The sequence below is a fragment of the Neorhizobium sp. T6_25 genome, assembly GCF_002968555.1.
Classification (GTDB): domain Bacteria; phylum Pseudomonadota; class Alphaproteobacteria; order Rhizobiales; family Rhizobiaceae; genus Neorhizobium.
Genome location: NZ_PVBL01000021.1, coordinates 36177 through 56245, shown reverse-complemented (window position 1 = coordinate 56245; position 20069 = coordinate 36177). Strand labels below are relative to the sequence as shown.

General features: G+C 59.4%; 15 protein-coding genes. 14 read left to right on the top strand and 1 reads right to left on the bottom strand.

Going from position 1 to position 20069, the window contains the following annotated elements; translation table 11 throughout:
- Positions 1–56: 56 nt before the first annotated feature.
- Positions 57–794: a flagellar type III secretion system pore protein FliP gene (gene fliP, locus C5L10_RS23620; protein ID WP_046603247.1), complete on the top strand. Its 738-nt coding sequence runs from the start codon at positions 57–59 to the stop codon at positions 792–794.
- A 62-nt stretch (positions 795–856) separates the two neighbouring features.
- Here fliP and C5L10_RS23615 read toward each other — a convergent pair whose 3' ends face one another.
- Positions 857–2638 carry a glycosyl transferase gene (locus C5L10_RS23615; RefSeq protein WP_172717138.1) on the bottom strand — a complete coding sequence of 594 codons (1782 nt, stop codon included), beginning with the start codon at positions 2636–2638 and terminating at the stop codon, positions 857–859.
- 488 nt (positions 2639–3126) lie between these two features.
- Here C5L10_RS23615 and C5L10_RS34840 point away from each other — a divergent pair, with 488 nt between their 5' ends.
- The 13 genes from C5L10_RS34840 to flgK all read left to right on the top strand — a co-directional run bounded on the left by C5L10_RS34840 (position 3127) and on the right by flgK (position 20067).
- Entirely contained in the window at positions 3127–4392 is a 1266-nt protein-coding gene (locus C5L10_RS34840) for a flagellin (protein WP_105431663.1), read from the top strand.
- Positions 4393–4647: 255 nt separating this feature from the next.
- Positions 4648–5913, top strand: coding sequence for a flagellin (locus tag C5L10_RS34835; RefSeq protein WP_105431662.1), 1266 nt, complete (start codon positions 4648–4650; stop codon positions 5911–5913).
- Positions 5914–6188: 275 nt separating this feature from the next.
- Entirely contained in the window at positions 6189–7454 is a 1266-nt protein-coding gene (locus C5L10_RS23600) for a flagellin (RefSeq protein ID WP_105431661.1), read from the top strand.
- A gap of 251 nt (positions 7455–7705) precedes the next feature.
- A complete protein-coding gene (locus tag C5L10_RS23595; protein ID WP_105431660.1) occupies positions 7706–8974 on the top strand; it encodes a flagellin in 1269 nt (422 codons plus the stop codon).
- Between the two features lie 328 nt (positions 8975–9302).
- Positions 9303–10592: a flagellin gene (locus C5L10_RS23590; protein ID WP_046664751.1), complete on the top strand. Its 1290-nt coding sequence runs from the start codon at positions 9303–9305 to the stop codon at positions 10590–10592.
- A 268-nt stretch (positions 10593–10860) separates the two neighbouring features.
- Positions 10861–11502: a hypothetical protein gene (locus tag C5L10_RS23585; RefSeq protein ID WP_105431659.1), complete on the top strand. Its 642-nt coding sequence runs from the start codon at positions 10861–10863 to the stop codon at positions 11500–11502.
- The gene (locus C5L10_RS23580) at positions 11499–12821 is read left to right on the top strand and encodes a MotB family protein (RefSeq protein WP_105431658.1); all 1323 of its coding nucleotides are present in this window, start codon (positions 11499–11501) and stop codon (positions 12819–12821) included. The genes C5L10_RS23585 and C5L10_RS23580 overlap by 4 nt, the downstream gene beginning before the upstream one ends.
- A gap of 2 nt (positions 12822–12823) precedes the next feature.
- Positions 12824–14095, top strand: a complete 1272-nt coding sequence (gene motC / locus C5L10_RS23575; protein WP_105431657.1) for a chemotaxis protein MotC — start codon at positions 12824–12826, stop codon at positions 14093–14095.
- On the top strand, positions 14092–15555 hold the full coding sequence (locus C5L10_RS23570) for a flagellar hook-length control protein FliK (protein ID WP_105431656.1): 1464 nt from the start codon (positions 14092–14094) through the stop codon (positions 15553–15555). Before motC ends, C5L10_RS23570 begins: the two co-directional genes overlap by 4 nt.
- Positions 15556–15697: 142 nt before the next feature.
- Positions 15698–16201 (top strand): transglycosylase SLT domain-containing protein, encoded by a 504-nt coding sequence (locus tag C5L10_RS23565; RefSeq protein ID WP_046664748.1) that lies wholly within the window; start codon positions 15698–15700, stop codon positions 16199–16201.
- Between the two features lie 280 nt (positions 16202–16481).
- Complete coding sequence (gene rem / locus C5L10_RS23560) at positions 16482–17153, top strand: transcriptional activator Rem (RefSeq protein ID WP_046664747.1); 672 nt, start codon at positions 16482–16484, stop codon at positions 17151–17153.
- Positions 17154–17259: 106 nt separating this feature from the next.
- A complete protein-coding gene (locus C5L10_RS23555) occupies positions 17260–18552 on the top strand; it encodes a flagellar hook protein FlgE (RefSeq protein WP_105431655.1) in 1293 nt (430 codons plus the stop codon).
- Between the two features lie 45 nt (positions 18553–18597).
- Positions 18598–20067 carry a flagellar hook-associated protein FlgK gene (gene flgK, locus C5L10_RS23550; protein ID WP_105431654.1) on the top strand — a complete coding sequence of 490 codons (1470 nt, stop codon included), beginning with the start codon at positions 18598–18600 and terminating at the stop codon, positions 20065–20067.
- The last annotated feature ends 2 nt before the right edge of the window (positions 20068–20069 follow it).

Sequence of the window (20069 nt, the reverse complement as noted above, 5' to 3'; positions counted from 1 at the left end):
GACCTGCATTGGTCAGGGTGACTATCGAAGATGACGCAAAGGACCTTCGTGATCGCATGATTCGGCTGATCTACCTGTTCGTCGCTCTGATGGCGGCACCCGGGCTCGCGCTCGCCCAGCAATCGCCGGCGGATCTTCTCAATCTGCCGGTCGATGGTTCCGCAGCCGCGTGGATCATCCGGACTTTCGGGTTGTTGACGGTTCTTTCCGTCGCCCCCGGCATCCTGATCATGGTCACGAGCTTTCCACGGATCGTGATCGCCTTCTCCATCCTGCGCTCGGGCATGGGCCTGTCGACCGCTCCGTCGAACATGATATTGGTCTCGATGGCGCTGTTCATGACGTTTTATGTCATGTCGCCCACCTTCGACAGGGCGTGGAACGAGGGTGTCCAGCCGCTTCTTCAGAACCGGGTCACCGAAGCGGAGGCGGTTCAGCGGATCGCGGAGCCGTTCAGGGTGTTCATGTCCGCCAATACGCGCGACAAGGACCTGGAACTTTTCGTCGAAATTGCCCGGGAGCGAAACCAGTCCGTCGGTACGCCGCAGGCCGTCGACTACCGCGTCCTGGTCCCTGCCTTCATGCTCTCGGAAATACGGCGCGGTTTCGAAATCGGCTTCCTGATCATCCTGCCGTTCCTGGTCATCGACATGATCGTCGCTGCAATCACCATGGCAATGGGGATGATGATGCTGCCGCCGACATCGATCTCGCTGCCCTTCAAGATCCTTTTCTTTGTCCTGATCGACGGCTGGAACCTGCTGGTCGGCAGTCTGGTTCGTTCTTTCAACTAAACGCAGGCCTGCTGAAATGGAAACGGCGGGAAATTTCCCGCCGTTTCTTTTCGGTTCGGATATCAGCTTTTGCGGAAGCTGAACGGGCCTTCCCGCGGGGGAAGGGCCGGGACGCTGAAGTGATCGGGCTTGATCTTGGCCTTCGCCCGGTCCGCCATCATCGTGTAGGCGGTCTCGAGATGCCGGCAATAACGATCCGCATCGAAAAGCGGATGCGTGAAGCGGTTCGCCTCCAGCCGCTTGCGCACTTCGGCGAGCTCCTCGCGGTTGTTGTAGTAATGGACCGCCCGGCGAACGAAGTCATCCCGATCATCGGCGACCATTTCCGGCAGGCCCAGTGCATTCAGCAGGCTTTCGCTGACGCGTGATGCGAAGTTCTTACCCTTGTGGGTCAGCATCGGCAGCCCGGCCCAGAGCTTTTCGGAGGTCGTGGTATGGCCGTTATACGGATAGGTGTCGAGACCGAGATCGGTCAGGCCGATACGGTTGATATAGGCCGCATAGTTGTTGACGCGATCGCCGAACATCAGGCGGCTCTCCGGGATGCCCGCTTCCGCAAAGGCCTTGATCAGGTTCTTTCGAGCACCGAATCGTTCGCGGCAGATCAGGAACAGGTAGCTCTCCGGCGTTTCCTTGAGGACGCGGACCCAGAGGTCGATGGTTGCGGGCGTGAATTTCCAGTGGCTGTGGAAGCACGAGAAGATGAAGGCGTCCTGCGGCATGTCGCAGAGCGCCCGATCGATCGGCTGCGGCATCGGGCGGTGAACCGCTTCGTTCGGGAAGAACGTCTCGGGCATCCAGCAGACCTTCTCGTAATAGTGCGGGAAGGAGCTTTCCGGCACCACCGTTTTGTCCGCGATGAGGTAGTCGATGTCGACGTTGACCACGGTGCCCGGATAGCCGAGCCAGGTCGCATGCACCGGTGCGGTCTGGCGGTTCATCACGAATACCCGGTTTTCTGCGGTATGTCCCTGCAGGTCGACCAGGATGTCGATGTTCTCGGCCTTGATTGCCTCGGCCGCCTCGTCATCCGTCATGCCCCGGATCCGGACAACCCTGCCCCATTCCTCGCGGATGGCGTTGTTGTCGTTGCGCAGCCGTTCGGCGGGAGCGTTGCAGAAGAGCGTGATGTCGAAACGGCTCTTGTCGTGCGATTCCAATATGCCGCGAAGCGCCTTCATGACGGCGTGTTCCGTCCAAAGGTCGGCCGAAAGATAGCCTATGCGCAGCTTGCTGCCCCAGCGGTGCGGCATGTTGTGCCTTTTCGAGGCGGCGTTTTTGGGCTTTCTCTCGCCCATTCTGGAGCCCGCGATGGCGTTCGTCTTTTCATCGTCGCACCAGCGCAGATTGAAGAGCGATACCTCGTCGGCGATCGCTTCGAATTCGCCTCTGGCGATTTCCTCGAACTGGATAGGCTCGTATTTGCGGATGATATCGTAATCGAGGGCGTCTCTCATGGCTGAGAGATAGAAATTGCGCACGATCCGATCCTCGGGATCTTTCTCGAAGATCTCCAGGATGCACTTGTTTTCTTCGTCGCTGCGATCCTGGAGCCGGATCGAGCGGGCTGCGAGCTGGCGGTGTGTCGGTTCGTCGCTTCGCGCGAGCGTGTTGCGAAATGCTTCGGCGCCTTCCAGTTCCTGGCGCATCAGAGCGCCGGACATCAGGACGGCCATATCCGGATCGGCAATCGCCTCTTTGAGAATGCGCGCACCGAGGCGCAGGACGTTGATGTCGTCGCCATTGGAGAAATGAAGCCGCATGGCTTCGCGCAGGTATTTGATCTTGTGAGGGGATTCCATGCCCCCGGCGAGCTGGAACGCCTGGGCGGCCTCGGTCTTCATCTTGAGCTTCAACAGAGTTGCGCCCAGGAGTGCGTAGTGCCTCGGATCCTTGTGAACATCCAGCAGCTTATTCAGGATGCCTAATACATCGTGATATTCTTTTTTGTCGAAGTGATTTTGTGCTGCGACGTATTGCCGTTGTATCTTCAGGGGTTTCAAGGCTTCCCGCTCCAGTAAAGTTGTGCCGGCGTCCCGGCAAATCGGCTTCACCGCGCATCGTGGCAAGCCAAGCTTGCATGAAGCCGACCTCCCGGAGGCCGGGCGCTTCGTACACTTTTCGTTAATGATGCTGGCGGAAGGGTTTTCAGGTCGCCGTGCTGTTTAAAGAACTTAGCAAGGATTTGCTGCGAGATTTGGCTCACACGACGGGTTTGGTGTTCCTTCAGATTGAAGAGACCGAGTTGGCATGATGCCGGACCGAAGTGCCGGTAAAATATACAGTCCGGTATGTCCCCCTCCATGTATTTCGTTCAAAGGGACAATCAACTATGACTAGCATTCTCACCAACGTGTCGGCGATGGCCGCGCTCCAGACGCTGCGCGGCATCAGCAACGACATGGAATCCACGCAGAGCCGCGTTTCTTCCGGTCTGCGCGTCGGTTCTGCTTCCGACAACGCCGCCTATTGGTCGATCGCCACCACCATGCGTTCCGACAAGGGTTCGCTCTCGACGGTTCAGGACGCTCTCGGCCTCGGCGCCGCCAAGGTCGACACTGCCTATTCCGCCATGGAATCGGCCATCGACGTCGTCACCGAAATCAAGAACAAGCTGGTTGCCGCTTCCGAACCGGGCGTCGACAAGTCCAAGGTCCAGGAAGAAATCACCCAGCTGCAGAGCCAGCTGAAGAGCATCGCTTCTTCCGCTTCGTTCTCCGGCGAAAACTGGCTGCAGGCCGAAATCGGCGGCACACAGAACGCGACCACCGGCATCATGCAGGCCGGCACCGAGATCACCAAGCAGCTCATCGGTTCGTTCGTTCGTGACAGCGACGGCAACGTCTCGGTCAAGTCCGTCAACGTCGTGCTCGACGAAACCAACGTCCTGTTCGACCTGAGCGGCGGCCGCGGCGGTCTGCTCGACCAGAATGCCCTCAACGGTTTCCGCGCCATCAACTTCGACGACGGCACGACGAACCACAAGGAATATTTCGGCAAGATCAACACCTCGGCGATCTACTCGACCACTGCCCAGTGGAAGGACATCGGCGGCGGCGTGTTCATGAAGGGCGATACCAACGGCGTCTACTCTTCGGGCTCCAACGGCACCTACATGATCAAGGTTGGCGGCGCTTACATCGACGCAGTCTACACGACCAAGGGTTACGACTTCTCGGCTGGTGCGACTGCAACTGCCGGCGTCAAGTACGGAGCGGACATCTCGGTTTCCGACCTCGATATCACCAAGCTCGAAGACTACCGCGACTCCAGCGGTGTCAGCTACCTCGGTCTGGGTACCAAAGCCAGCGATGAGGATCTCATGCAGGCATTGACCTCGTTCGTCGATGGCCAGTTGGAAGCGATGGGCAGTGCTGCGGCCAAGCTCGGCGCCGTATCGAAGCGCATCGACATGCAGTCCGACTTCGTCTCCAAGCTCACCGACTCGATCGACAAGGGTGTCGGCCGACTGGTGGATGCGGACATGAACGAAGAGTCGACCAAGCTCAAGGCACTGCAGACCCAGCAGCAGCTGGCGATCCAGTCGCTCTCGATTGCCAACTCCGACTCGCAGAACATCCTGTCGCTGTTCCGTTAATCGACACAGGGAAAATGGCCCGGCGGCTGACCGCGCCATCGACCTTCAAAAAGGGCCGCGTCCGAATTCGGGCGCGGCCTTTTTTATTCCATGGTTCGCTTCAATGTTCCTTAATCATATTGCTGCATTCTTGGATCATCGAAACGGTGAGTTAACCAATAAAATTAAATGGTTAACAAGCATGATGCTGACCGCGTTTCCCGGTATAGTCCGGAATGTCCCTTCCTACAATTAGCCATTCAAGGGGCAATCAATATGACTAGCATTCTCACCAACGTTGCAGCTATGTCTGCTTTGCAGACGCTGCGCGGCATCAGCAACGACATGGAATCCACGCAGAGCCGCGTTTCTTCCGGTCTGCGCGTCGGCTCTGCTTCCGACAACGCTGCCTATTGGTCGATCGCAACCACCATGCGTTCCGACAAGGGTTCGCTCTCGACGGTTCAGGACGCTCTCGGCCTCGGCGCTGCCAAGGTCGACACTGCCTATTCCGCCATGGAATCGGCCATCGACGTCGTCACCGAAATCAAGAACAAGCTGGTTGCCGCTTCCGAACCGGGCGTCGACAAGTCCAAGGTCCAGGAAGAAATCACCCAGCTGCAGAGCCAGCTGAAGAGCATCGCTTCTTCCGCTTCGTTCTCTGGCGAAAACTGGCTGCAGGCCGAAATCGGCGGCACTCAGAACGCCACCACCGGCATCATTCAGGCCGGCACCGAGATCACCAAGCAGCTCGTCGGTTCGTTCATCCGCGATAGCGACGGCAATGTAGCTGTCAAGACCATCAACGTCCTCCTCGACGAACAGAACGTCCTGTTCGACCTGAGCGGTGGCCACGGCGGTCTTCTCGACAGCAACGCCCTCAACGGTTTCCGCGCCATCAGCTTCGACGACGGCACGACCAACCACAAGGAATACTTCGGCAAGATCAACACCTCGGCGATCTACTCGACCACTGCCCAGTGGAAGGACATCGGCGGCGGCGTGTTCATGAAGGGCGATACCAACGGCGTCTACTCTTCGGGCTCCAACGGCACCTACATGATCAAGGTTGGCGGCGCTTACATCGACGCAGTCTACACGACCAAGGGTTACGACTTCTCGGCTGGTGCGACCGCAACGACTGGTATCAAGTACGGCACGGACGTCTCGGTTTCCGACCTCGACATCACCAGGCTCGAAGACTACCGCGACTCCAGCGGTGTCAGCTACCTCGGCCTCGGCACCAAGGCCAGTGACGAAGACCTCATGGCTGCACTGACCTCGTTCGTCGATGGTCAGCTGGAAGCGATGAACAGCGCTGCCTCCAAGCTCGGCGCCGTATCGAAGCGCCTCGACATGCAGACGGACTTCATCTCCAAGCTGACGGACTCCTTCGACAAGGGTGTCGGCCGACTGGTGGATGCGGACATGAACGAAGAGTCGACCAGGCTCAAGGCACTGCAGACCCAGCAGCAGCTGGCGATCCAGTCGCTCTCGATTGCCAACTCCGACTCGCAGAACATCCTGTCGCTGTTCCGTTAATCGGCACAGGGAAAATGGCGCGGAGGCTGACCACGCCATGGACTTAAAAAAGAGCCGCGTCCGAATTCGGGCGCGGCTTTTTTAATTTCCTAATCGCTTTTCTCAATTTCCCGATCGGCTTCAATATTCATTAACCATATTGCGGTTACCTAGCAGCATCGAAACAGTGAGTTAACCAAGAAAATTAAATGGTTAACAAGCATGATGCTGACCGCTGTTCCCGGTGAAATCCGGAATGTCCCTTTTCGTAATCAGCCACTCAAGGGGCACCTAAAATGACAAGCATTCTTACCAACATTGCAGCTATGTCTGCGCTGCAGACGCTGCGCGGTATCGCGACCGATATGGAATCCACGCAGAGCCGAGTTTCGTCGGGTCTGCGCGTCGGTACTGCTTCCGACAACGCCGCCTATTGGTCGATCGCCACCACCATGCGTTCCGACAACGGCGCTCTTTCTGCAGTTCAGGACGCTCTCGGCCTCGGCGCCGCCAAGGTCGACACTGCCTATTCCGCCATGGAATCGGCCATCGACGTCGTCACCGAAATCAAGAACAAGCTGGTTGCCGCTTCCGAACCGGGCGTCGACAAGTCCAAGGTCCAGGAAGAAATCACCCAGCTGCAGAGCCAGCTGAAGAGCATCGCTTCCTCGGCTTCGTTCTCCGGCGAAAACTGGCTCCAGGCCGAAATCGGCGGCTCGCAGAGTGCGACCACCGGCATCATCTACGCCTCCAGCGAACTCACCAAGCAGCTCGTCGGTTCGTTCATCCGTGATGCCGACGGCAATGTCACGGTCAAGTCCATCAACGTCGTTCTCGACGAAACCAACGTCCTGTTCGACTTGAGCGGCGGCCGCGGCGGTCTGCTCGACAGCAACGCTCTCAACGGTTTCCGCGCCATCAAGTTCGACGACGGCACGACCAACCAGAAGGAATACTTCGGCAAGATCAACACGTCGTCGTATTATGCGACCAACTCGGTCTGGAAGGACATCGGCGGCGGCGTCTTCATGCGCGGCGATACCAACGGCGTCTACTCTTCGGGCTCCAACGGCACCTACATGATCAAGGTTGGCGGCGCTTACATCGACGCAGTCTACACGACCAAGGGTTACGACTTCTCGGCTGGTGCGACTGCAACGGGCGGCATCAAATACTCTTCGGACATCTCGGTTTCCGACCTCGACATCACCAGGCTCGAAGACTATCGCGACTCCAGCGGTGTCAGCTACCTCGGCCTCGGCACCAAGGCCAGCGATGAAGACATCATGGCGGCACTGACCTCGTTCGTCGACGGTCAGCTGGAAGCGATGAACAGTGGGGCGGCCAAGCTAGGTGCCGTTGCGAAGCGGCTCGAGATGCAGTCCGACTTCGTCTCCAGGCTCACCGACTCGATCGACAAGGGTGTCGGCCGACTGGTGGATGCGGACATGAACGAAGAGTCGACCAGGCTCAAGGCACTGCAGACCCAGCAGCAGCTGGCGATCCAGTCGCTCTCGATTGCCAACTCCGACTCGCAGAACATCCTGTCGCTCTTCCGCTAATAAGACGCGTCATTCGGCACAAAGAAGCCGCGCCCTTTTGGGGCGCGGCTTTTTTTATGTCCCGGTAGTTTTTGTTAACTTTCCTAAATTCCATTTAACCTTTGTTAACCATTTCCTCCCTAAATGGGCTCATCGAAACGATGGGTTAACCAAGACGAAGAAAAGGTTAACAGGCATCAGGCCAAGCCAACGTTCACCGGTGTAATCCCGGAAATGTCCCTTCCATCTAGCCAATCAAGGGGCACACCAAAATGACCAGCATTCTTACCAATATCGCAGCTATGGCTGCTCTCCAGACTCTGCGTAACATCGACAGCCAGATGCAGACCACCCAGGACCGGGTTTCCTCCGGCCTGCGCGTCGGCACCGCTTCTGACAATGCCGCCTACTGGTCGATCGCGACCACCATGCGCTCTGACAACGGCGCTCTCTCCGCGGTTCAAGACGCCCTCGGTCTCGGCGCCGCCAAGGTTGATACCGCCTATTCCGCAATGGAAAGCGTTGTCGACGTCGTAAAGGAAATCAAGAACAAGCTCGTTACCGCCTCGGAAGCCGGCGTCGACAAGGCGAAGATCCAGGCAGAAATCTCGCAGCTGCAGGATCAGTTGAAGAGCATCACGTCTTCTGCTTCGTTCTCCGGTGAAAACTGGCTGCAGGCCGAAGTCGGCGGCGCCTCCAACCCCACAACGGGCGTGATCTACGCGGCCAGCCCGGTCGTCAAGCAGGTTGTGAGCTCGTTCATCCGTGATCCCGACGGCAACGTCGCCGTCAAATCGGTGGATGTCATTCTGAACGAAACGAACGTCCTGTTCGACTTGAGCGGCGGTCACGGCGGCCTGCTCGACGGCAATTCCTTCAATGGCTTCCGGGCGATCAACTTTGACGATGGCACGACCAACCACAAGGACTACTTCGGCAAGATCAACACTGCCGCTTTTCACGCAACGGACGCGATCTGGAAGGATGTCGGCGGCGGCGTCTACATGAAGGGCGACACCAACGGCATCTATACGTCCGGCACCAGCGGAACCTACCTCATCAAGGTCGGCGGCGCCTACATCGATGCTGTCTACAGCACGAAGGGATACGATTTCTCGGCTGGTGCAACGGCAACCGCAGGCATCAAGTACGCCGCCAACATCTCCATCTCCGAACTGGATATCACTAAGCTCGACGACTATCGCAATTCGAACGGTGTCAGCTATCTCGGGATGGGGACCAAGGCCAACGACGCCGATCTTATGGCCGCTCTCAACTCGTTCGTCGATGGTCAGCTCGAAAAGCTCATCAGCGCAACGGCAAAACTCGGGTCGATCAACAAGCGCATCGACATGCAGGAAGCTTTCGTCTCCAAGCTGACCGACTCCATCGACAGCGGCATCGGCCGACTGGTGGATGCGGACATGAGCGAAGAGTCGACCAGGCTGAAGGCCCTGCAGACCCAGCAGCAACTCGCGATCCAGTCGCTCTCGATCGCCAATACCAGTTCCGAGAATATTCTGTCGCTCTTCCGTCAGTAAGCGGCGCTCTAGGCTAGGAGCGGTTTCGTCCTGCTCTGCTGGCGTGATAGCAAATATTCTGGAAAGAAGACCGCGTCTCGAAAGAGGCGCGGTTTTCGCGTTTTGGGGCGTGGCTTGCGCGAAACCTGCACCATTGTCGGATAGGTCGTTAAGACTTCATTAACTTCTTGCCAATCCTCGACCGGGTTTGATAACTGTCGATTTAACGATTTGTTAAGAACGACAGACCGCCCGCATCTGTGATGCTGAGTGGCGGTACGCATGATGCCTCTCGTCGTTTCCGGTGAAGCACTCCGGATTTCCAGACCAATTGACCGAGGCACGGCCGATGACCAGCATCCTGACGAATCCCGCCGCTATGGCTGCCCTGCAGACGTTGCGCTCGATCGACCGCAACATGGAAATCACCCAGGCGCGGGTTTCCTCGGGCATGCGTGTTCAGACAGCCGCGGACAATGCCGCCTATTGGTCGATCGCAACCACGATGCGTTCCGACAATCATGCGCTCTCGACCATCCAGGATGCGCTCGGCCTCGGCGCCGCCAAGGTGGACACCGCCTACACGGCGATGGAAAGTGCGATCGACACGGTCGTCGAGATCAAATCCAAGATCGTTGCGGCTTACGGCGTCGGCTCCAATCGCGGCAAGATCCAGGAAGAAATCGCCCAGCTCCAGGAGCAGCTGAAGAGCATCTCGGACTCAGCGACCTTCTCCGGCGAGAACTGGCTTCAGGACTATATCAGCGACGGCGGTACCAACGCTCAGGAAAAGCCGGTCGTCAAACAGGTGGTTGCGTCGTTCACCCGCACCGCCTCCGGTGACGTCGCGGTCAAGACCGTCGACTATACGCTTGATTCCAAGACGGTCCTTTTCGACCTCAACGGCGGCAATCTCGGTATCCTGGACTCTTCCGTGAAGTTCGTCGCCGAGAGCGAAGTCGCCGTGGACATGACCACCTCCAACGGCACGATGGGTTCGACGAACGCGTCCTACGCCGTCTCGGTTCTCGCCGAAAGCCAATTGATGGCGCTTGGCGCGGATACGAATACAATCGATACGAGCATCTACGCGGTCGGCGGCAATTTTTATCTGAAGGTCGGGGAAGGCAAGTGGGCTCAGGTGACGACGACCGATCCGGCTACGGCACCGGCGGTAACGACCCCTGCCCACGACGACGGCACGACAAAATATTATTTCGTGGTGACCGCTGCGAACAATCTCAATAACCGAAAACTTGGGATGTCGGTCACCACGGTCGACATCAACAAGCTGAACGACCTCGTCGTAAAGATGAACACGATGGTCCCGGGCTCGGCGCCGAACACCGACGCAGTGCTTGATATGATGGAGCGCTTCCTCGACAAACAGCTTCTGGCGATGACGAGCGCCGCTTCGAGCCTCGGCTCGATCCAGAAGCGCATCGATCTGCAGGAAAGCTTCGTCGCCTCCCTGACCGACGTGATCGACAAGGGTGTCGGCCGACTGGTCGATGCGGACATGAACGAAGAATCGACGCGGTTGAAGGCGTTGCAGACCCAGCAGCAGCTCGGCATCCAGTCCCTCCAGATCGCCAACACCAACGCCGAAAACATCCTGCAGTTGTTCCGGCAGGGCTAAGACTGCGCGGCGCCGGTCACCTGGCCGCCGCCTGATGCTCGGTCGAACCGGTCCGCGAGGTTCGACGCAATGCGGTATCTTCATCCTCGCGCAAGTTTAACTTCCTACCGTTCCGCTAAAGTCCGGCGAAGTGTCTTGTGTCGCCGAGGACAAACGAATGGCAACCTTGTCGGGATGATACGATGATTGCAGCGGTGACGATTTGCGCTTTCGGGAGGCTCATGACGAGCCTCGAACGAAAGGCGACGGCAGGGCAGGGGGACGCTCGATGAGTGCCTCGCTCGCCCGCTACCTGAAGGATTTCAGCGAGCCGCAGGCCCCACCGTTGCCCTTGCTGGCCGATGGTTTCGGCGATGGCTTCGAAGACGATCCGGCATTTCCCACGGTCGTCGAGGAGCCGGTCGATATCGAAGCCGAACGGGCCGAAGCCTATGCGAAAGGCCATGACGCGGCGTCCGAGGAGCTCCGACAGCGTTTCGATGAAGAGCGGCAGGCGCTTCTGACCGCGCATGCCGAAGAGATGGCGGCGCTGCGCGAAAAGTATGAAACCGAAGCGGCTGCAATGATCGCCACCGGACTTGAGGGCATTGCCGGATTGACGGCGCAGGCGGTCAGCGATCAGACGGCAAGGATCCTGTCGCCTCTCCTCGACGAAGCGCTCGTCGCCAAGGCGATATCCGACATGGCGGATATCATCCGCAGCGCAATACTCGAGGGCGACGTCGGCACGTTGACCGTCCGCGGTCCGCTGCATCTGTTCGAAAAACTGAAAACTGCGCTCGGAGAGCCCACCCCACTCCTGCGCCACATCGAAGCGCCTGACCTCGATATTGCGGTCGACATCGGCGAGAGCGCCCTTGTGACCCGGATGTCCGCATGGCTGGCGAGTCTGAAGAAGGTATTGGGATGAGCGAAGGCGAAAACCATCACCACGGCAAGAACGAGGTCGTCATCGTCAAGCGACATGGCGGCGGACACGACGACGGCGCCCATGGCGGCGCCTGGAAGATCGCTTATGCCGACTTCATGACCGCGATGATGGCGTTCTTCCTCGTCATGTGGCTGGTCAATGCCGCCAACGAGGAGACGAAAGCCTCGATGGCGAGTTATTTCAACCCGATCAAGCTTTCCGACGAGACCCCGGCCTCGAAGGGATTGGAAAAGCCGGTCGATGCGGCCGAGGGCCAGGAAAACGGCGAAAAGTCGAAGGTCAAGGCGGAGGGCAACGTTCAGGGCTCCGCGGCGGCGACCGGCGAGGACATGACCTCGACCTCAGGTGACGAACCCAATTACTCCGAAGCGGATTTCTTCGAAAACCCCTATTCCGTTCTTGCCGAGATCGCTCAGCAAGTGGGCCAGCAGGCGAATGTCAGCGCCAAGGGCGAGGGTGGCGCCAGCGATTCGGGCCCCGCGACCGGTGCCGATGGCGGCCAGGCCTACCGCGACCCCTTCGATCCGGACTTCTGGACCAAGCAGATGCAGATGTCGCGCGCCGAAGGACCCGAGCAGGCTGTGAAGACCACGGCGAATGACGATCCGCTCGCCCAGATGGGGCAGGCGCCGCAATACCAGCAGGCGCCGCAATCCACTGAAGCCAAAACGCAACTGCAGCAGACCCAGATGGCGGTTGCCATTCCCACTCCGCGTCCCGACCCGACGCAGATGGACAAGCCGCAGACGGCCTCGGGTGCTCAGGCGACGAAGCCAGCCAACCTCAACGGACAAAAGCCGGAAGACGGTGCGAAAGCGGAAGAGCAGGCGGAGCTGAAGGCTGCGGAAGAGCTGAAGAAGGAAATCCAGCAGCAGATTTCCGGTGTCGCCGGCAAGCTCGCGGAAGGTCTTGTCGTGACGCCTGCCGAAGGCGGCCTGCTGGTGTCGATCTCCGACCAGGCGGATGATCCGATGTTCAACATCGGTTCGGCCGTGCCGCGCCGCGAAATGGTGCTGGCAATGGAGAAGATCGGCCAGATCCTCAAGGATCGAAAGGGCAGCATCGTCCTGCGCGGACATACGGACGGCCGTCAGTTCAAGGGTACCGAGAACGACAACTGGCGCCTTTCCATGTCCCGTGCTCACAGCGCCTATTACATGTTGGTGCATGGCGGCCTGGCGGAGGATCGTATCAAGCAGGTTTCCGGCTTCGCCGACAGGCGCCTCCAGGTGCCGGCCGATCCGCTCGCCGCTGGCAATCGGCGTATCGAAATCCTGATCGGGGCGGACGAGGGATAGTGATGGCTGTGGGCATAAAGTCCTTGATTGCGGCCGGCCTCGTTTTCGGGGTCGCATTCGCGCCTGCGGCATCGGCTCAGGATCGTACGGACCTTGCGCCCTATGCGATGCTTCGGTCCCTGCAATTCGTGCAGGATTCCGTCGTGCTCGGCGATCATTCGGCAGCGGAAATGCAGCGCTTCATGCTGGGGACGATCGATCAGCGCCTGCGGACGGCGCCCACTTCCATCTTCGAAGATCCGCGCAATGTCGACGCGGCGCTGATCTACGCTATGAGCGGCGGCAATCCCGCAACGCTCGAATATCTCGCCTCGCGCGACGTCGCAGGCAATTTCGATAACCGCGTTGCCGACGGGCTGAGAAAATACCTCGGCGGCCGCGGGACTTTGATCGAAAAAAGCCTCAGCGAAATGGCCAAGGAATACCGGGACGAGAAGATCGGACCCTATCTTTCGCTCGTCAGCGGAAACGTCATGGTCGCCAAGGATCCGAAGGGCGCCCTGGTTTTCTATGACTGGGCGCGCTTGACGGCGCCCGGCACGATCATCGAGGAAGCCGCGCTGCGTCGATCGGTGGCGATCACCGTCGATGCCAATATGGTGGGGCCGGCGCTCTCCTATTCGCGGAAATACGCGCGGCGTTTCATCCATTCGCCCTATGCCAGCCAGTTCGCGGATTTCTTCGTGCAGCTGGCTGTCGGCCATTTCGGTGAGATCACCGAGGACGATATCGACGGAGCGCTGGAATTCATGGACGCCGACCGGCGCCGCGAGATTTTCCTGCGCATCGCGCGCTCGGCTGCGATCGCCGGCAAGAACGATCTCGCGCGCCTCGCCTCCGCAAAGGCCGAAGCGCTTGCTAAAACTCCGACGCCCGAGGCGCTCGCGAAGCTTTATGGCGGGTTCGCCAATATTCCGACGAAGGACATCGGGCAGGCCATTCAGGCGATAACCGACGTTCCCGAAGAAACGCTTTCGCCGCGCGACCGTGCCTTGCGGCAGGCCGCAAAAGTGGTGGCGGACCAAGTCGTTAGCCGGCCTACGGTCGACAGCCTCGCACAAGATAAAGCTATCAAAGTGACCAATACAGAAGACGCGAAATCTCCAGTCGCGTTGCCCAGGAATGAGATCGCTGGGCCTGCCTCCGCCACGGAACGTCCGATGGCCGGCACCGCTGCCAAATTCGATCCGGCCTTCCAGACATTCGTCGATAGCGGTCGTTCGAAATTGAGTGCTATCGACGAAATGCTGAAGGAGGAGAACGCTTCCAAATGATTACTGACATTCTTGGTGGTGGTAAGACTGGCGCAGCCGACGCGGCTTCGTCCACGAAGCAGGGCGTTGGCGGTCGCAAAGGTGCCGACGGTTCCACTGGCGGCTTCTCCGACGCTCTTTCCGGTTTTGACCGCGATGCACCGTCGACCAATGCCGACGACGTACCGGATGAGGACGCCCGCGCGTCTTCCGCGGAAGAACGCATGGCTGGCGACGTGAAGCAGGGCAAGCCAAAGCCGATCATCGACATCAAGCCGCAATCCCTCCGCCGCCCGCTCGAGGAGGCGGAAGATCCCTCCGCCGCCCTGAAGCAGGCGCCGGTGAACGAGCCCAAAGAAAAGCAGATGACCCCCGCCGAAAGGAAGCTTCGCGAAGCCCTGGAGGCCGCGAAAGCCGTCGCGCGGAAGTCGGACGAGGTTCAGGGCAAGCGCGCCGCCAGATCCGAAAAGGACGCGGAGGTCGAGACGGAGGGCGGCGAAGATCTCGACCTCTCCATGCTGGCCGCAGACGATGCCAAGATCACCGACATGCTGTCGCTCTTGACGAGCGGCGAGGCGACCGGCGCTATCAATGCAATGGTATCAAAGAATGCACCTGGGCAGCAGAACAAGCGGACCAAGGGTGAGGATGACGAAGGGCGCGAAGTCGATGCCCTCGACCTGAAGGATGCCAAGCACGCAGGCACCGGCGGCGCGGAAGCGGACCCGCTTTCGACGCCGGTGGATACGGACCGGAGCGCTCCCGGCACGCGTGTCTTCCGTTTCAGCAATGCGCGTACCGACCAGCATGTCGATATGGCCGTCGGTGGGCGGGGCGAACGCAGCACGGCGGAATTCAGATCGTCGTCGGGCGGTGCCGCCGAAAACATCACCGTTCTCGACGCACGCCGTTTCCTCGGGCTCGCACCGAATTCGAACGGCGCCAATCTCACGGCGATGCTATCGGGGGATGCCGATTGGGCGGGCGCCATGAGCCCGAGTTCGGCGCTTTCGAATGCAGCGGCGCAGAGCAGCACCGGCACAGTGGTGAATACGCTGAAGCTGCAGTTGAACCCACACGATCTCGGCGCGGTGACGGCCACGCTGCGGCTTCACGGCGAAGAACTCAATGTTCATCTGACCGTCGAGACCCGAGCGGCCTATCGCCAGCTCAGCGAAGACAGCGGCGGCATCCTGGATGCGTTGCGTGCCCAGGGCTTCGCGGTCGACCAGGTGACCATCAGCATCGCGCCGATGGCGGATTCCGACGGGACCAGCAGCCAGCAGGGGCAGCCCGGCCAGAGCGGCCAGCAGGCCATGGCCGAGGGCGGGCGTCAGGGCCAGGCCGCCGGCCGCGGCCAGCAGCAGAATGGTGAGCGCCAGGCAGCAGATCAGGGAACGAGGAACGCAAATGAAGCGGCATCGGACAATGTGGCTGGTACCGCTCCTGGTGGTGCTCGTCCTGGTCAGCTCTACCTCTGACGCCGGCGCCGGATCGCTCTTCAGTTCCGGAGGTTGGGGAACGCAGCAGGGCACTGCTGCGCCCGCCACGCCTCCCAGCAGGGCTCCAGCGACACCGCGCACGCCTGTCAGAGCGCCCGCATACAGCGCACCGAAGACCAGTGTGCCTTTGAGTTCCGGTGTCTGCGAGCGGGAAATACAGGCTGCTGCGGCGAGATACGGCGTACCGGAAGGCATTCTCTATTCGGTCGGTCTCACCGAGACCGGCCGCAAGGGCAGCCTCAGCGCCTATGCCATGAATGTCGAGGGCAAAGCCTATTTTCCTCCCTCGCAGCAGGCGGCAATGACGACCTTTTACGACGCCAAACGGCAGGGCAGGAAGCTCATCGATATCGGCTGCATGCAGATCAATCACCATTTCCACGGTGAAAATTTCTCCTCGCCCGAAGAGATGTTCGACCCGAAACGCAATGTGGAATACGCCGCAAAGTTCCTCCGGAACTTGCACGACAAACACGAGACCTGGACGATGGCGGTGGCACGATACCATGCCGGACCGAACAACAACCCCGCTCAGAAGCAATATGTCTGCCGGGTGATCAGCAATCTCGTCGCCACAGGCTACGGAGAGTGGACCTCCAACGCTTCCCGATTCTGCGCCAGCTGAGCAATCTCTAGTTGAATCGCAGAAATAAAGAATCGCAAAATTGCAGCGATTTGCATTTATGGCAAAAATGGCCATGCAAGTCTTCTTTTACGATGCGTTAATTTTTCCACCGGAAATTTGTGTTCGAATTTGGTGCACCCACTATATCTAGTGCAAATCGCGGTGCAGTTATTAATCAACTGTTAATTTGTTTGGTTAACTTCACACAGCTTGTCTCGGATTCCGCCGATTCGTACCCATAGACATATTGAAGCACCACAAGTGATTCGGAGGCGGACGAATGATCGTAGTGGTTGATGAGCGTGAGCTCGTGAAAGACGGTTACACATCTCTTTTTGGGCGTGAAGGAATTCCTTCCCAGGGGTTCGATCCAAAAGAATTCGGCGAATGGGTGAGTACGGCGGCTGACTCGGATATTGCCGCGGTCGAAGCCTTCCTGATCGGCCAGGGCGAGCGTACGCTCGAACTGCCGCGGGCCATCCGGGACCGGTCCATGGCACCGGTGATCGCAGTCAGCGATCAGCCCTCACTGGAGGCGACCCTTGCCTTCTTCGACAGCGGCGTGGACGACGTGGTGCGCAAGCCCATCCATCCCCGCGAAATCCTGGCGCGTGCCGCTGCGATCCGTCGCCGGCTGAAGGCGATCTCGAATTTCACCGACATCGGTTCGATCCGAGTATTCTCCGACGGTCGCGATCCGGAAATCGACGGCGACGTCTTCGCATTGCCGCGCCGCGAGCGCCGCATCCTCGAATACCTGGTCACCAATCGCGGTCGCCGCGTTTCCAAGACCCAGATCTTCAACGCCATCTACGGCATCTTCGACGAGGAAGTCGAAGAGAACGTCGTCGAAAGCCATATCAGCAAGCTGCGCAAGAAACTGCGCAAGAAGCTCGGCTTCGATCCGGTCGATTCCAAGCGTTTCCTTGGTTACTGCATCGACTGGAACTGATTTTTTAACAGGGCCTTGCCGCAAATTTTCGGCGGGAACCGTAAGCAGACAGCTTCACGCAAGGCCCGCCACCTACTCTCTCCATCAGACAAAAAGGAGATTTCCTATGAGCATTTTCGGCACGATGAAAACGGCCGTCTCGGGCATGAACGCTCAGGCAAACCGCCTCGGTACCGTTGGCGATAACATCGCCAATTCGAGCACCGTCGGTTACAAGCGTTCTTCCACGGCGTTCTCCACGCTGGTTCTGCCCTCGACTCAAGGGTCGTATTCTTCCGGCGGTGTCGAAACCAACGTCCGCTACAGCATCGCGGAACAGGGCGGCATTCAGTACACCACGTCGTCGACGGACCTTGCCATCCAGGGCGAAGGCTTCTTCATCGTCAGCGATCCGAACGGTACTCCTTACCTGACCCGCGCCGGTGCCTTCGTGAAGGACGCGACGGGCTTCCTCAAGAACACCGCCGGTTTCAACCTGATGGGTTATCCCTACGGCACGAACCCGCCGGCCGCGGTCGTCAACGGCTTCAACGGCCTTGAGGAAATCAACATCAACGACTTCGGCATGGTGTCCTCGCCGTCGACGGCAGGCAGCTTCCCGGCCAACCTGGACAAGGGGGCGGCTGTGGTTCCGGCTGCTAACCGCCCAGGTGCTAACGCGGCAACCGCTGTCATCACGAACAAGAGCTCGTTGACCGCCTACGACCATGCCGGTGCCAAGGTGCTCTATGATTTCTATTATACCAAGGCAAGTGCCAGCCCCGATACCTGGGAAGTCTCGGTCTATCGCCAAGATCAGGCTACCAATGGTGGTTTCCCGTATACTGCGACGGCGCCCAAGGTTCTTGTTCAGCAGACGGTAACGCTTGCTTTTGACCCGAACACCAACAAGCTGACAGCGGCCTCGCCGAAAGCGATCACCTTCACCGACCCGAACGATGGCGCTACCCCTGCACAGTCGATCAAGATCGACCTCTCGGATATGACGCAGTTCGCCACCGCCTTTACCCCGGGCAAGGGCATCATCGACGGCAATGCGCCGAGCCCGATTACCGACGTGGAAATCGGTGGTGATGGCCTGGTCACGGCGGTCTATCAGGATGGCGGTCGTCGTCCGATCTACCAGGTCGCGCTGGCAACGGTCCCGAGCATCGACAAGCTGCTTCCGCAGAACGGCAACGTCTACCTGCCGACCAACGACTCGGGCGTCGTCACCATCGGCTTCCCGCAGGCTGGCGCCTTCGGCCAGATCTACTCCGGCGCGCTTGAAAGCTCCAACGTCGATATCGCCAGCGAGCTGACGGAAATGATCGAATCGCAGCGTGTCTACACCGCGAACTCGAAGGTCTTCCAGACCGGTTCCGACCTGATGGACGTCCTGATCAATCTGAAGAGATAATCGGACCGACGATCGAGAGAATAAGTCTCAAGAGGTTAGTAAAAAATGTCGCTCGCATCAGCATTGTCTACGGCACAGTCGATCTTCACCAACTCCGGCACGCAGTCGGCTGTATCGGCGAAGAACATCGCTAATGCACAGAACCCCGATTACACCCGCCGATCCGCAATGGTCGTGACCGGCGGCAACGGGGCCATTATCGGCGACATTACACGGTCCTACAGCGAGCCGCTGCTGCGCCAGACGATTGCAAGTTCGTCGATTGCCAGCGGCCAGCGGACCGTGCTGGACGGCCTCACCGAGATCAAGAACCTGATGGGGGGGAACAACAACGAGCTCTCCCCCGCCAAGCTGATTGCCGCCTTCCGCAACAATCTCGATGCTTTCGCCGGAAAGGCGAACGATACCGGCATCGGCATTGCCTTCATTTCAAGCGCCAGGGACGTTGCGGCAGGCCTGAATATCGCCTCCGACAAGCTTCAGCAGATCCGCAAGGATGCGGACGATCAGATCAAGCAGAATGTCACCGATCTGAATGCGCTGCTTGCAAAGTTCGAGACCGTCAACAACCAGGTCAAGAACGCGGTCTCCAGCGGCACGGATCCGAACGACTCGCTCGATGAGCGCGACGGCCTCGTCAAGAAGATTTCCGAAATCGTCGGGGTCACGTCCTATACCCGCGGCGGCAACGACATGGTGCTCTACACCACGGACGGCACGACGCTGTTCGAGGCGGTGCCCCGCAAGGTGACATTCCAGCAGACCGCAGCCTTCGACGCAGCGACGAACGGCAATGGCGTCTATATCGACGGCGTGGCGCTCAAGGCCGGGGATTCGGGCAATACGACCGCCAAGGGCTCGCTCCAGGCGCATATGCAGATCCGCGACAAGATCGCGCCGACCTTCCAGAGCCAGCTCGACGAAATCGCCCGCGGTCTGATCACCTCGTTTGCGGAAACCGGACCCACTGGCGCACTGGCCCCGAGGACCGGTCTCTTCACATACAAGGACGCCGCCGGCGTACAGCAGACGGCCATTCCCGCCGCCGGCACGATCGTCCCGGGCCTCGCCTCCAAGATCTTCGTCAATCCGGTGGTCGTTCCCCCGGCAGGCACGCCCGACAAGGTGCGCGACGGTGGCATCAACGGCCTGACCTATATCGTCAACACCGGCGGCAGCAGCTACGGTGACCTCCTCGACAAATACAACCAGAACCTGACCGGCCCGATGGTTTTCGATACGGACACGGAAATCGCCGATGCGCCGGACGTCCTCTCTTTTGCCGCCGACTCCATGGGCTGGCTCGAGCAGCTTCGCAGCACGGCGACCGCCGCAGACGAGACGAAGACGGCCATGCTGTCGCGCAGTCTTGAGGCGTTCTCCAGCAACACGGGCGTCAGCCTCGACGAGGAACTGTCCCTGCTTCTCGATATCGAGCAGTCCTACAAGGCCGGCGCCAAGCTCATGTCGACAGTCGATGATATGATGAAGGCCCTTTTGGATATTGCGAGCTGATC

Bases quoted from the DNA above. Each gene is read 5' to 3' on its own strand.
- C5L10_RS23600 (WP_105431661.1), top strand. From the start codon at position 6,189: ATGACAAGCATTCTTACCAACATTGCAGCTATGTCTGCGCTGCAGACG.
- C5L10_RS34835 (WP_105431662.1), top strand. From the start codon at position 4,648: ATGACTAGCATTCTCACCAACGTTGCAGCTATGTCTGCTTTGCAGACG.
- flgK (WP_105431654.1), top strand. From the start codon at position 18,598: ATGTCGCTCGCATCAGCATTGTCTACGGCACAGTCGATCTTCACCAAC.
- C5L10_RS23580 (WP_105431658.1), top strand. From the start codon at position 11,499: ATGAGCGAAGGCGAAAACCATCACCACGGCAAGAACGAGGTCGTCATC.
- motC (WP_105431657.1), top strand. From the start codon at position 12,824: ATGGCTGTGGGCATAAAGTCCTTGATTGCGGCCGGCCTCGTTTTCGGG.
- C5L10_RS23615 (WP_172717138.1), bottom strand. From the start codon at position 2,638: ATGAAGACCGAGGCCGCCCAGGCGTTCCAGCTCGCCGGGGGCATGGAA.
- C5L10_RS23590 (WP_046664751.1), top strand. From the start codon at position 9,303: ATGACCAGCATCCTGACGAATCCCGCCGCTATGGCTGCCCTGCAGACG.
- C5L10_RS23555 (WP_105431655.1), top strand. From the start codon at position 17,260: ATGAGCATTTTCGGCACGATGAAAACGGCCGTCTCGGGCATGAACGCT.
- C5L10_RS34840 (WP_105431663.1), top strand. From the start codon at position 3,127: ATGACTAGCATTCTCACCAACGTGTCGGCGATGGCCGCGCTCCAGACG.
- C5L10_RS23595 (WP_105431660.1), top strand. From the start codon at position 7,706: ATGACCAGCATTCTTACCAATATCGCAGCTATGGCTGCTCTCCAGACT.
- C5L10_RS23570 (WP_105431656.1), top strand. From the start codon at position 14,092: ATGATTACTGACATTCTTGGTGGTGGTAAGACTGGCGCAGCCGACGCG.
- rem (WP_046664747.1), top strand. From the start codon at position 16,482: ATGATCGTAGTGGTTGATGAGCGTGAGCTCGTGAAAGACGGTTACACA.
- C5L10_RS23585 (WP_105431659.1), top strand. From the start codon at position 10,861: ATGAGTGCCTCGCTCGCCCGCTACCTGAAGGATTTCAGCGAGCCGCAG.
- fliP (WP_046603247.1), top strand. From the start codon at position 57: ATGATTCGGCTGATCTACCTGTTCGTCGCTCTGATGGCGGCACCCGGG.